Origin of the sequence: Polaribacter sp. 20A6 (genome assembly GCF_011378915.1) — a bacterium.
GTDB classification, from domain to species: domain Bacteria; phylum Bacteroidota; class Bacteroidia; order Flavobacteriales; family Flavobacteriaceae; genus Polaribacter; species Polaribacter sejongensis.
In genome coordinates this window covers 266,630-279,990 of sequence record NZ_WTPZ01000001.1, presented here as the reverse complement: position 1 = coordinate 279,990, position 13,361 = coordinate 266,630, and the positions used below count along the sequence as shown (strand labels likewise).

General features: G+C 29.3%; 13 protein-coding genes and 2 tRNA genes. 11 read left to right on the top strand and 4 right to left on the bottom strand.

What is annotated here, in order from left to right; translation table 11 throughout:
* The first annotated feature begins 41 nt into the window (after positions 1 to 41).
* From GQS57_RS01265 to GQS57_RS01225, 9 genes are all read left to right on the top strand, one after another.
* Positions 42 to 944 carry a DUF6607 family protein gene (locus tag GQS57_RS01265; protein ID WP_165730438.1) on the top strand — a complete coding sequence of 301 codons (903 nt, stop codon included), beginning with the start codon at positions 42 to 44 and terminating at the stop codon, positions 942 to 944.
* A gap of 3 nt (positions 945 to 947) precedes the next feature.
* The gene (locus GQS57_RS01260) at positions 948 to 2,456 is read left to right on the top strand and encodes an ankyrin repeat domain-containing protein (RefSeq protein ID WP_165730436.1); all 1,509 of its coding nucleotides are present in this window, start codon (positions 948 to 950) and stop codon (positions 2,454 to 2,456) included.
* Positions 2,457 to 2,465: 9 nt separating this feature from the next.
* Positions 2,466 to 2,957 (top strand): DUF2271 domain-containing protein, encoded by a 492-nt coding sequence (locus GQS57_RS01255; RefSeq protein ID WP_165730434.1) that lies wholly within the window; start codon positions 2,466 to 2,468, stop codon positions 2,955 to 2,957.
* A gap of 11 nt (positions 2,958 to 2,968) precedes the next feature.
* Positions 2,969 to 5,161: a PepSY domain-containing protein gene (locus GQS57_RS01250; RefSeq protein WP_205860168.1), complete on the top strand. Its 2,193-nt coding sequence runs from the start codon at positions 2,969 to 2,971 to the stop codon at positions 5,159 to 5,161.
* Between the two features lie 12 nt (positions 5,162 to 5,173).
* A complete protein-coding gene (locus GQS57_RS01245; RefSeq protein WP_205860167.1) occupies positions 5,174 to 5,527 on the top strand; it encodes a DUF6686 family protein in 354 nt (117 codons plus the stop codon).
* A gap of 104 nt (positions 5,528 to 5,631) precedes the next feature.
* Positions 5,632 to 6,726 (top strand): hypothetical protein, encoded by a 1,095-nt coding sequence (locus tag GQS57_RS01240; protein WP_165730432.1) that lies wholly within the window; start codon positions 5,632 to 5,634, stop codon positions 6,724 to 6,726.
* Between the two features lie 189 nt (positions 6,727 to 6,915).
* Positions 6,916 to 8,937, top strand: a complete 2,022-nt coding sequence (locus GQS57_RS01235) for a histidine kinase (RefSeq protein WP_165730430.1) — start codon at positions 6,916 to 6,918, stop codon at positions 8,935 to 8,937.
* A gap of 4 nt (positions 8,938 to 8,941) precedes the next feature.
* Positions 8,942 to 9,790, top strand: a complete 849-nt coding sequence (locus tag GQS57_RS01230; protein ID WP_165730428.1) for a metallophosphoesterase — start codon at positions 8,942 to 8,944, stop codon at positions 9,788 to 9,790.
* A gap of 1 nt (position 9,791) precedes the next feature.
* Positions 9,792 to 10,541: a LytTR family DNA-binding domain-containing protein gene (locus GQS57_RS01225; RefSeq protein WP_165730426.1), complete on the top strand. Its 750-nt coding sequence runs from the start codon at positions 9,792 to 9,794 to the stop codon at positions 10,539 to 10,541.
* Positions 10,542 to 10,633: 92 nt separating this feature from the next.
* On the opposite strand, the gene GQS57_RS01220 is transcribed toward GQS57_RS01225, so the two are convergent.
* Together GQS57_RS01220 and GQS57_RS01215 are read right to left on the bottom strand one after the other, a co-directional pair.
* Positions 10,634 to 10,717, bottom strand: a tRNA-Leu gene (locus GQS57_RS01220).
* Positions 10,718 to 10,765: 48 nt separating this feature from the next.
* A tRNA-Lys gene (locus GQS57_RS01215) sits at positions 10,766 to 10,838 on the bottom strand.
* Between the two features lie 97 nt (positions 10,839 to 10,935).
* Between GQS57_RS01215 and GQS57_RS01210 the strand changes: the two genes are divergently transcribed.
* On the top strand, positions 10,936 to 11,451 hold the full coding sequence (locus tag GQS57_RS01210) for a shikimate kinase (RefSeq protein ID WP_165730424.1): 516 nt from the start codon (positions 10,936 to 10,938) through the stop codon (positions 11,449 to 11,451).
* Here the strand turns inward: GQS57_RS01210 and GQS57_RS01205 are convergent.
* Entirely contained in the window at positions 11,443 to 11,946 is a 504-nt protein-coding gene (locus GQS57_RS01205; RefSeq protein ID WP_165730422.1) for a phosphoribosyltransferase domain-containing protein, read from the bottom strand. The two genes, GQS57_RS01210 and GQS57_RS01205, sit on opposite strands and share 9 nt — an antisense overlap.
* Positions 11,943 to 12,323 (bottom strand): RNA-binding S4 domain-containing protein, encoded by a 381-nt coding sequence (locus tag GQS57_RS01200; protein WP_165730420.1) that lies wholly within the window; start codon positions 12,321 to 12,323, stop codon positions 11,943 to 11,945. The genes GQS57_RS01205 and GQS57_RS01200 overlap by 4 nt, the downstream gene beginning before the upstream one ends.
* A 79-nt stretch (positions 12,324 to 12,402) precedes the next feature.
* On the opposite strand from GQS57_RS01200, the gene GQS57_RS01195 reads away from it, so the two are divergent.
* Positions 12,403 to 13,269, top strand: a complete 867-nt coding sequence (locus GQS57_RS01195; protein ID WP_165730418.1) for an FKBP-type peptidyl-prolyl cis-trans isomerase — start codon at positions 12,403 to 12,405, stop codon at positions 13,267 to 13,269.
* The last annotated feature ends 92 nt before the right edge of the window (positions 13,270 to 13,361 follow it).

The following is a 13,361-nucleotide window of genomic DNA, read 5'->3' as shown; positions in this document are numbered from 1 at the left end:
TATATTTTTGTCAAAATATTTATAACCAAAAATTTTTAAAAATGAATAAATTATTATTGAGTACACTACTACTTTTCCTTTCCATTTCTGTAAATGCACAAAGCAAGAAAAAGAAAGATCAAAATGCGATAAAAGAAATGTGTGGTTGTTTTGAAGTAACCTTCAATTTTGCTGAAACTTTTAATTATAGTAAAGACTCCACTTATAGACCTTCTAAAACTAAAGTAGATAAAGGCTTAGAATGGGCTGGTTTGGTAGAGGATAGTAATAACAAAATATCAATTCAACATTTACTACAAGTTGGTAACCCAGCAAAACCGATGATTATAAAACATTGGAGACAAGATTGGGAATACCAAAACACTGATTTTTACATGTATAATGGGGATAACAATTGGGTTTTTGAACAAAAAGACAAAAAAGATGTTAAAAAACAATGGACACAAAAAGTATATCAAGTAGATGATAGTCCGCGTTATGAAGGATCTGGTTCTTGGGTTCATGTAGATGGAAAAAGCTATTGGGAAAACACAACAACGGCTCCATTACCAAGAAGAGAATACACCAAAAGAAGTGATTACAATATTACATTAAGAGGTAATAGACATGAAATAACCAATTATGGTTGGGTACATGACCAAGACAATAGTAAAATAATTCGCGAAGCAGGAAAAGAAGACGTTGTTTTAGCTAAAGAAAAAGGATACAATACTTATGTAAGAGTTGCAGACAGCAAATGTAAGGCAGCTGCAGATTGGTGGCAAAAAAACAACGATAAATGGCAATTGGTAAGAAATAAATGGAACGAAGTTTATGGCAGAAACACCAATTTATCTTTAGAAACTAAGGTTGAGTTTAAAGAATTATACAAACATTTATTTTCTGATGAAATAACAAAAGAAGAAGAAATTAACACCATAATAGAATCATTTGTAAAAAAATAAAAAATGAAAAGAATTAAACTAGTAGTACTCGTAGCAATATTATTTATAAGCACAGTAGCTGTAGCACAAAGAAAGCAACAGCAACAATCAAATGTATTTTTAGATAGAGATTTTTGGGGTACAAACCCAAGTATAGAAGTTATTGATCAAAAAATTGCACAAGGCAACAATCCTAGTGAAGCCAATAAAGGTGGTTTTGATGGTGTAGTATATGCCATTTTACAAAAAGCACCAAATGCATCCATTAAATATCTACTTTCTAAAGAAGGAAATGATGTTAACAAAATTACACATGACAAGAGAACCTATGTTTTTTGGGCTGCTTATTTAGATAACTTAGAATTAGTTACCTATTTGATTGAAAATAATGCCGATTTAACCTTAAAAGATTCTCATCAATACTCTCCATTAACATTTGCTGCAAATGCAGGAGTTACAAATACTAAAATGTATGATTTATTGATTAAAAATGGATTAGACATTGCAACTGACACCAACGGACACGGTGCAAACGCTTTACTTTTATTACTTCCTTCATTAAAAAACTTAGATTTATTAGATTATTTTACATCAAAAGGATTGTCTTTAGACAGCACTGATAATGATGGAAACGGTGCATTTAATTATGTTGCTAAAAAAGGAAATAAAGAAATGCTAAACTTATTAATAAAGAAAGGTTTACCATACAAAAACTTAAATAAAAATGGTGAAAATGCACTTTTATTGGCGACAAGAGGTGGCCGTGGGGGTTACAATTCTTTAGCCTTTTTTAAATACTTAAATAGCTTAGGTCTTGATGCAAATGTTACGAATAAAGACGGACAAAATGCTTTCCATTTTTTAGCTTCTGGTAATAAAGACATTGCTACTTTTAATTATTTTTTAAGTAAAAATGTTGATATCAATCATGCTGATAAAGAAGGAAACACACCTTTATTAAACGCAACTGGTAGAAATTCTTTAGAAATCATTACTTTTTTAGCTGAAAAAACAAAGGATATTAATCATACAAACAAGCAAGGAAATTCTGCTCTCTCAATAGCTGTAGAAAGAAACTCTAGTGATGTTGTGGCATATCTAATTAACCAAAAAGCGAACATAAATGTAACTGACAAAGACGGAAATACTTTAGCGTATTATTTGCTTAATAGTTACAACGAAAGAAGAAATAATGATTTTGCTCCAAAAAAGAACCTACTTGTTAAAAACGGATTGAAATTAAACCAAATTCAGGGTGGTAACAACACATTATTTCACTTTGCTTTAGACAATGAAAACATCAAATTATTAAAAGAAGTAAATTCTTATGGCGTTGATGTAAATACAAAAAATAACGAAGGTTATACGGTACTGCACTTAGCAGCTATGAAATCTAAAGACACTAAAATTATCAACTACTTATTAAGTATTGGTGCAGATAAAAATATAAAAAACGAATTTGAAGAATCTACTTATGATTTAGCTTTAGAAAATGAGTTATTAAAAAATACTGATATTAAATTTTTAAAATAAAAACGAAGAATGAAAACTAGAAATATATTTAAAATAGCACCTATTATAATTGCAATCGCATTTGCATTATTCAGTTTTAAAAGTAGCGAAACAAGTTCATACAAATGTATGATTCAGTTAACCAATTACACCGGAGAAGGAGCTTATATTGTAATTTCTCTAATAAATTCTGATGGAGAATATGAAGAAACCCTAAATGTGCTAGGAGACGATGATGAATGGTACTCTAACCTTGAAGAATGGTGGAAATTTCAAGGGACAAAACGTAGCGATATTGATGCCATTACAGGAGCAACAATTAGCGGAGGAGAACGTGCTATTAGTGTTGTAAAAATTGATGATAGTAAAATTGATGCTGGGTATAAAATCCGTTTTGAAACTTCTGTTGAGAATCAAGAATATTACAAAGATGATGTAGAATTTGAATTAACATCAGAAAACGTTAAATCTAAAGTTGAAGGAAAAGGATTTATTCGTTACATAAGAATAATGCCACAATAAAAAAATTTATAATGACGATTTCCATTTGGAGATATAGCCACTTAACGTTGGTTATATCTTCTACCTTATTTATTGTATTAGCTTCTATAACTGGTATTATCTTAGCTTTTGAACCAATTTCTGATAAACTTTCTCCTTATGATGTTGTAGATATTAATACAGTTTCTATTCAAGAAACCATTGCTGTTTTACAAAAAAATTATGATGAAGTTATTACTTTAGATGTTGATGAAAATGGTTTTGTAGCTGCAAATGTTGTTTTAAAAAACGGTAAAAGCGATACCTTTTATATCAACCCTAAAACGGGAGAAAAAGTTGGTGAAATTTTACAAAAAAAACCAATTTTTGAATTTGCAACAAATTTACATCGTTCATTATTTTTAAAATCTACCGGTAGATTTATTATTGGTTTTGTTTCCTTTCTATTGTTCTTAATTTCTGTTACAGGAATTGTATTAATTACAAAAAGACAAGGTGGAATTTCTAAATTTTTCTCTAAAATAGTTAAAGAAGATTTTAATCAATATTACCATATAATTATTGGTAGATATACTTTAATACCTATTATAATAATTACATTAACTGGTGTATATTTATCTTTAGATCGGTTTTCTGTATTACCAAAAGACAAGAATAAACATGTAGAAATTGCATCAAAAAAAGCAACAGAAAACAATAGTAATTTCGATTTCTTTAAGTCTACAAAATTAGACGAAGTTAAAAGTATAGAATTCCCTTTTTCTCAAGACGAAGAAGATTATTATTACGTAAAACTAATTGACAAAGAAGTTGCTGTAAATCAAATTTCCGGAAAAATTGTAAGTCTAAAAAAACAATCTTTAGTTACTTTTGGTTCTTATTACAGCGTAATACTTCATACAGGAAAAGGCTCTATTTTATGGTCTGTTGTATTATTACTTTCTTGTTTTGCTATTCTATTTTTTATCTTTTCTGGCTTTGCCATGACTTTAAAAAGAAGGAAGAAAACTAGCTTGGTAAAAAATAAATTTACTAAAGACGAAGCCGAATATATAATTCTTGTTGGTTCGGAAACAGGAAGTACCTTTAACTTTGCAACTGCGTTTTACAATGCATTAACTACATCTGGAAAACGAGTTTTTTTATCAGAATTAAACCAATATACAACTTATAAAAAAGCAACCAACATCATTATATTCGCTGCAACTTATGGTGAAGGAGAAGCGCCTATAAATGCGACTAAATTCATTCAAAAAATTGAAAAAGTACAACAACAAAATATTTTAAATTTTTCTGTAGTTGGTTTTGGCTCTAAAGAATATACACAGTATTGCAAGTTTGCTATTTTAGTACATGCAAACTTACAGCTGCAAGACAACTTCACGCCTACTTTACCCATTTTTAAAGTAAATAATCAGTCTTTTTCTGATTTTGACCAATGGTTACAAGAATGGAATGCTTTCTACAAAATGGAACTCACCATAACCTTAGAAAACCTTCTCAATTCTAAGAAAGAGGAACAAGAGTTTAAAGTGGTACGTAAAACAGAAATTAATATTGATGAAACTTTTTTAATACAATTAAAATCAACTAAAAAAACAAAATTCGAATCTGGTGATTTACTTTCTATCACTCCAAAAAATGAAACCAGAAGTCGTTTGTACTCTATAGCCAAAGTAGACGACACCATTCTGTTAAGTATCAAAAAACATGAATTCGGACTTTGTTCTAAGTATATCAACAGTTTACATAAAGAAGACACAATGATCGCTAACATTCAAAAAAATGTGGCATTCCGTCTTCCGAAAAAAACAAAAGAAGTTATTTTAATTGCCAACGGAACAGGAATAGCACCCTTTTTAGGAATGATTCATCAAAAAAAATCAAAAACCAAAGTCCATTTATTTTGGGGGGCAAGAACAAAAGAATCTTTTAAAATTTACAAAAACGATATACATACTGCCTTAGAGAATAATACACTAACTTCTTTCCACGCCGCATATTCTCAAGAAGAAAAAGAGAAAGTATATGTTCAAGATTTATTAATAAATCACGGAACACTAATTGCAAATACCATACATAATGGAGGTTTAATTATGATTTGTGGATCTATATACATGGAAAAAGGAGTCACCAAAGTATTAGAAGAAATAACTAAAAAACATTTACAATCTTCATTACATAAATTTAAAGAAAACAATCAAATAAAAACTGACTGTTACTAAAAATTAAAAAAAATGTGTCAAAAATCTAGAATAATATCAAGCGTTAAAAACGGAGAAATATCAATCTGTGAAAATTGTAAAAACTACAACCTTGTTTTCAATAATATCTTTTTTCAGTTTGATAAAGAACAACTGAATAAGTTTAGAGAATATGTTGCAGAAATAGATGTTAATTATTGGTTAGACTATAGCGCAAACACAACACAAAAAAGAAAAATACCTGTACCTACTTTTCATCAGAATTTAGTGTTGGTTTTTGACTCTTATGAAATTGAAGAATTAAAAATACTTTTAGGCATTAATACAGGTAACAGAAGTAAAATGATAACGACTGCAGACATTGATTATAGTTTAATCTTGAATTAAAACACGAATTCTAATTCATAAGCAACGGATTCTAAAAGTGATAAAATCAACCTCAACTTCTACGTTACTTTTACAGTGTATTAACACTTAAAAACGTAGAAATTATGAAAACTATATTAAAAAAATCAGTATTTGCAGCAGGTATTATCTTATTAAGCAGTCCGTTTATTAGTTGTGATAATAAGAAAATAATAAAGGAAGATAAAGCAATAGTTCTTGCAGAAAAAGTTGCTCCCATTAAAGATGAAACTACTATAAAAATTACTTCTAGAGAACCCATTGTTTTTATTGCAGGTTTTGACGTAGGAAATGAAACCTATTACACCAACGCTAGAGCTTATTTTGAAGAGAAAAACATCAAAATAATAGACGGACAATATTCTCTAGAAGAAATAATTGTTTGGCTAAATAAAAATGCCAACAAAAATCCTTACGGAGATGTTCATATTGTAAATAACAGCAATCCGTATAAAGGCATGAATTTAGAAACCATTGTTAAAGGAGATAAAATTACCGCAGAAACTTTAAGAAAAACGATAACTCAAGGTACTTTACCAACGCTAAAAAATGTAGTTAATAAAGACACTAAAATAGTTTTTCATGCTTCTGGATTGGTTGAAAATACAGCATTGTTAAAAACGCTAAAAGATGCTTTATCCGCTCCTACATTACCTAAAGTTATTGCGTCTCCTTATTACACCATTTTTAGTGGTAAATTTTCTAACTATTATTTAGCACAACCTTATTATGTATTTTACCCTACAGCTCATTCGCCAGGAAAAATAGATTTATCTAAAGAGATTGCCAATAAATATCCAGAAGAAAAAGACATTAACTGGTATGATGCTTTAAATAATGAAGAAGAAAGATATGTTGGTGATGCGTATACCTCTCAGTTCTCTATACCAATTAAATGGGAGTTTGGTTACCACAATACAGATAATGAAATGCCGATATTTACTTCAGAAAAAGAGGTGATCGATTGGATTAAGCAAAACGAAGAATTAATGGTAGAGATTAATAATTATAACATTCCGTTAGATAAATACAGATGGACATGGAATAGAAAAAACAGCACCTTAATTATTAGAGGTAGAACAACGGGTTTGGTGGTGTTAAAACCCTTAATTAAACCGTATGGAGATTTAAAACACATAGAACCAGACACCAATAACAAACGCTTGTATGCTATAAAGTAAATTGAAATAGAAATTGTGAAATACAGCGTTTTTAAAAATATAAAAACGTTGTATTTAGGTTCCCATTTTCACTGGAATGACAATTTTAAAGGGTTTGAGGTAAAAACCTCAAGATTTTTTTAATTAATAAACGCCATTACACAAAACTAAAAATGAGGTAATGGCGTTTTAATTAGTAAGTTTGTGATTATGAAAATATTTTTTGAAATTTTAAATTCATTAAGTCATTATGTAAAGGGTATGCCTAAGAACCGACTGAGTTTATTGTTTTTTCTTTTTTTTATTCTGATAAACCAAACATACTCACAAAACCTACAGCTACAAAATTTTTCTATTTCTGATGGATTACCATCTACTACTATAAATGATATTCAGCAAGATGAAATAGGCTATTTATGGCTGGTAACAGATAAAGGTTACTCTAAGTTTGATGGTGTAAATTTCACTAACTACAAACAAGAAAATGCAAATTGTATTTTTATTGAAAAGGATAAAATTTATATCGGTTTAAAAAACGGACTTCTGGTTATACAGCACAATAAATCTACCTTTTTTGAAAGCAAAGAAATTCTAAAAATAAAATCTATTGACGATAAAATTATCTTAGCTACTGTACAAGGTGTTTGTGAATTTAAAGAAAGCTCAATACTGCCTTTAGAAATACAGCACCAAATAGATTTTTCTATAATTCATGATATTGTTTCCTTTAAAGACATTATTTACATAGCTTCTATAAAAGGTTTATGGAGTATAGACAAACTATACAAACCTTTAAAAATGAATAAACTTATAGAAGAGAATACCACTTCCCTTTTAATAAGCAACAATCAATTAATTGCAGCAACAGAAATTCAAGGATTAATGATTATTGATGATCATACTGTTTTAAAAAACATCGCAACAATAGAAAATATTTCTTCCATAAAAAGAGTAAAAGATGAAATTTGGGGGGCTTCTAAAAAAAATGGGTTAGAAATTTTAGATGCCAACACCTACATTTTTAAAAGGAAAATAAACAAATACAATGCATTTATTTCCAGCCAAATAAACACTGTTTTTAAAGACAAGCAAAACTCAATTTGGATTGGTAGTTCAAACAAAGGTTTATACAAATACAATTCTACAACAGAAACGGCTAACCCCAAACTCTTTATTGAAAATATTGCGGTTAATTATAAATCAATAGACTCTTTAAACATAAATAAACTAGCCTTAAAACCAAATGAAAATAACATTTCGTTTTCTTTTAAAACAATCGATTTAAAGAACCCTAAAAACATCGAATACCGTTATCAACTAAATAATGACTTTACGCCTTGGAGTCCTCAAAATAAAGTTGATTTCGCAAATTTAAAGGCAGGAAATTATCAATTTACAGTTCAGTCTAAAGAAGGTAGTTTACTTAGTAAAAAAGTATCTTTTTCTTTTTTTATTGACACTCCTATTTATCAAAAAGCATGGTTTATAATATTATGTGGAGCAATTTTATGTCTGCTTTTAGCGCTTTTTGTTGAGCTACATATAAGAAAACTGAATAAAAAAAATCAGCAAAAAATTGATACTTTAAAAGTAGAAAATCATTTACTGACTTTAGAACAGAAAGCATTGCAGTTGCAAATGAATCCGCATTTTATTTTTAATGTTTTAAACGGAATAAAAGCACTTGGTAATGCTGGAAATTCTAAAGAATTAAATAAAACTATTTCACAATTTTCGGTACTTTTAAGAAGTGTTTTAAACAACTCTCGTTTAGAAGAAATTAGCTTACAAGAAGAAATAGATACCTTAAAAAACTATTTAGATTTAGAACAAAAAATGAATTCAATGTCTTTTAAGTACACTATTGAAACTTCTTTAAATAATATTGATTCAGAAGAAATTTTAATTCCGCCAATGTTATTGCAACCCTTTGTAGAAAATTGTATTAAGCATGCTTTTCAGCCTAATAAAACAGCTGCAAAAATCAAACTTCTTTTTGAAGTTAGAAATAGATTCTTGCATTTTACCATAGAAGATAATGGGATTGGTTTTCATCAATCTAAAAAAGAAAAAGTAAAATCGAATCATCAATCTGTGGCTTTAGAAGTTACCAAAGAACGAATTCAGCATTTATCAAAATACAACTCATTTTCTATTGAAGAAATAAAAGACAAAAATGAAATAAAAGGAACCAAAGTTGGATTTAAAATTCCTTTAAAAACAGATTATTAAAAAAATGGAAAGAAGAAAATTTATAAAAAACACTTTACTTACAGGAGTTGGAGCAAGTATTGTGGGTGGACTTTATTCTTGGCAAATAGAACCTTTTTGGTTGGAATTTGTACACGTAAAAATGCCCATTAAAAATTTACCAAAAAACTTAATAGGAAAAACATTAATGCAAATTAGTGATGTTCATGTGGGGAATAAATTTGACCGTAAATATATTATTGATTCTTTTAAAAAAGCAAGTCTTTACAATCCAGATTTTGTAGTGTATACTGGCGATTTTGTTTCTTACGAAACATCAGAACAATTTGATCAATTAGAAGAAGTGTTTAAATATGCCGTAAACGGAAAACTAGGAACTGCAGGCGTTTTAGGAAATCATGACTATGGTATTAATTGGTTAGAACCCAAAGTTGCAGATACTATATCGAATATTTTAGATAGAGAAAACATTACTATTTTAAGAAACGATGAAGTTAATTTTAATGGTTTAAATTTTCTTGGGATTGATGATTATTGGGGTTCTAATTTTAATCCTGTAAATATTATGAATAAGTACGATGCTAAAAAAGCAAATGTAGTTCTATGCCATAACCCAGATGTTTGCGACTTAAATGTTTGGAATAATTATAAAGGATGGATTTTATCTGGACACACACATGGCGGACAAGTAAAACCACCATTTTTACCCCCACCTATTCTTCCTGTTAAAAACAAAAGATACTCTTCTGGAGAATTTGATCTATATGATGGTAGAACCTTATATATAAATAGGGCACTCGGTAACTTACACCAAGTAAGATTAAATGTAAGACCAGAAATAACTATTTTTGAATTAGAAGAAGAAGAAGTATAATATGAAAGAATTAACCGCAATTTTAGTAGATGATATGCCTGTAGCTTTAGAAATGTTAGCAACTGATATTTCTAACAATCATCCAGAGATTAAAATTATTGGAAAAGCAAAATCGGTAGTAGAAGCAGCAAAATTGTTACGCAAACAACAACCAGATATTTTATTTTTAGATATTATGTTAGGAGACGGAACTGGTTTTGATATTCTAGAAATTTTTCCTGATTTAAAGTCGAAAATTATCTTTGTTACTGCAAGTGATGCTTTTGCTATTAAGGCATTTAAATTTGCAGCCATAGACTATATTTTAAAACCGTATTCCGATGAAGACTTGGCTATTTCAATAGAAAAAGCGCAAAGCCAAATTCAGCCAGATAAAGAACAACTACATGTTTTGCAAGAAGCAGTAACTGCACCTAATAATAAGCCTAATAAAATATCTTTACATACTTCAGAAAAAATAATTGTTGTAAATATTGAAGATATAATCCGTTGTAAATCTGACAATAATTACACTACCTTTTACTTTAAAGACAACTCAAAAATACTCGTATCTAAAACATTAAAATATTATGCAGATATGTTAAAGGAAGTCGGCTTTCTACGAGTACACCAAAGTCATTTAGTAAATACTACCTTTATTAAAGAGTTTATTAAATCTGATGGTGGTTACCTAATACTTACAGAGGGATCTAATATTCCGGTTTCAATAAGAAAACGAACCGAAGTATTGGAAGTGCTAAATTCTTTCTAAAAGAGCTAATATGGATTATTTATTACTATTTCAGTAAACTTTAAGATAAATAAAAGAAATTAAACAAGATATACTGAAGAAGTGTACTTAAGTGCGCACGAGAAGATTCGAACTTCCACGTTCTTGCGAACACAGCCCCCTCAAGGCTGCGCGTCTACCAATTTCGCCACGTGCGCATTTGTATAAAGCAAAAATGTTAAGCATATTGCTTAACATTTTCTTTGTGACCGGGCTGGGGCTCGAACCCAGGACCCTCTCCTTAAAAGGGAGATGCTCTACCAACTGAGCTACCAGGTCTTTTTTGTAAACCGGTTGCAAATATACTATCAAACATTTGAATAATAAGCATTAAATTGATTTTTTTTTATAGATATTTGCATAAAAACACAAATAGATGAAAATAGTACTTTTAGGTTATATGGCTTCAGGAAAATCTAGTATTGGTAAACGTCTTTCTAAAAAGCTGTCAATGAATTTTTTAGACTTAGATGATTACATTATTGAAAAAGAAAAAATGTCTATTTCTGAAATATTCAAAACCAAAGGAGAAGTCTATTTTAGGTTGATAGAAAACAAATATTTAAAAGAAATTCTAGCAAAAGACAAAGATTTCATCCTTGCTTTAGGTGGCGGAACACCTTGTTATGCAAATAATATGGAAGAAATTAATAATTCTGACGCAAAATCGATCTATTTACAAGGTAGCACAGCTACAATGATAGAGAGGTTAATTAGAAAAAAAGCAAAAAGACCATTAATAGCTTCTTTAGGAGATGATCAAATTCCAGAATTTGTTGCAAAACATCTTTTTGAAAGACGTCCTTTTTATGAACAAGCAAAGACTATTGTAAAAATAGACAATAAAACTAAAGCAGAAGTTGCAGAAGAATTAGAAGACTTATTAAGCTAAATAAGCTATTGCTTCTTTTCCTGAAAATTCTACTTGTATATGCTCTTTGATAGAGGTAGATAGAGAAATTCCTTTAAAATCTGCCTTTACAGGGTATTTTTTATGATTTCTATTTACCAATACAGCAGTTTTAAATCTCTTTAGCGGAACGTCTAAAAAATGCTTAATACCATAAATTAAAGTCGTTCCAGAGCTTAAAACATCATCTACCAAAACTAAAGATTTATTTTTATAATCTTCAACATTTAAAGTTGTGGTAATAGCTTTTAAAGGATTTTTCTTATCAATATTCACCTTACAAAGAGTCACTTTTAAAGGTGATATTTCTTGTAAAACTTCCATTAATTTTTCAGCAAAAAGATATCCATTACCTACAATACCAGCTAAAATAACTTCTTTTTCCGAACTATTCGTTTCGTATATCTGATACGCAATCCTTCTTATTTTTTGAGAAATTTGTAATTGATTTAATATAATGCTACCTGATGTTGTCATATTTCTTCTGTTGTATCTTCTTGATAATCGTCTATATCTCGCCTGTCTTTTTTAGTTGGCCTACCTGTACCCTTTTTTCTATAGTAATCTTTAGCGTATTTTAAAAGCTCTGTTTTTTCAAACTCTTCTTTTGGCGTTACATCTTTTCTATAAAGATCTACTATTTTAGCTCCAACTCTACTTTCTGGTAAATCTAAAACTTTTATTTGATAATTGATTTGATTTTTTCTAACGAATATCAATTCATCTCCAAACACTTCTTTAGAAGGCTTTAAACTTTTGTTATCTATCTTAACTTGTCCTTTCTTACAAGCTGTAGAAGCCAAACTTCTTGTTTTAAAAACCCTAATACACCACAAATATTTATCAATTCTCATAAAAATAATTAAAATACAACGTTTGTCTTTTTACAAAGGTATAAAATTGGTAAATTGCACGCTCTAATTTTAAGATTAAATGAATAAAATAAAAAATATTTTTGCATTTGCAATTATTTCAATTGTACTATATTCTTGTAGTAACACAAGTTCTGTAGCAGTAGATGATTTTGATTACGAAGCACAAGCTTTAATAGACAATGATACTTTAGTTCAGTTTTTAGAAAATCATTATTATGATACTTCTGTAGACTCTGTAAAAGCAATAGTAGCAGGCCAAACACCTCTTTATGAAACAGTAAGAACCATGGATATTACTGAAAATGATATAGATTATAAACTATATTATTATGTAAATAGCGAAGGCACACCTAGTATAGAAAAAGGCTACCCTACAGTAATGGATTCTGTTTTTGTAAAGTATTCTGGTCAAAGAATTGTGGCAACAGATAGCATTAGTCCTGTTTTTGACGCTAACGATGGTGTATGGTTTACGCTTAATGCTGTTATTAGAGGTTGGTCTCATGGTTTTACGAACTTTAAAGGCGGAGACAATGTAACTGAAAACGGACCTATTACTTATGAAAATGGAGGAAAGGGTGTTTTATTTATTCCTTCTAGCTTGGGATACGGAAATGTAGGAAGTGGTAGTATTTTAGCAAATGAAAGTATTTTCTTTTATATTGATTTGTTTGATTTTGTAAAGGATACCGATCATGACAATGATGGAATTCCTTCTATAATGGAAGATCCTGATGGGAATGGAGATCCAAGAGATGACGATACTGATTTAGATGGTGTTCCTAATTATTTTGATGCTGATGATGATAATGATGGTGTTTCAACTATAAATGAAGATGCAAACGGCGATGGAGATCCTACAAACGATTTTAGCGATCCTAACAATCCTGACTTACCAGATTACTTAAATCCTGATATTAATTAAGGAATTGAAAAAAAAACAAAGAACTCTTAAGAAATTAAGAGTTTTTTTTTGTCCTAATTTTTCACTTTTCATCAAAATAACGAGACAAGAAA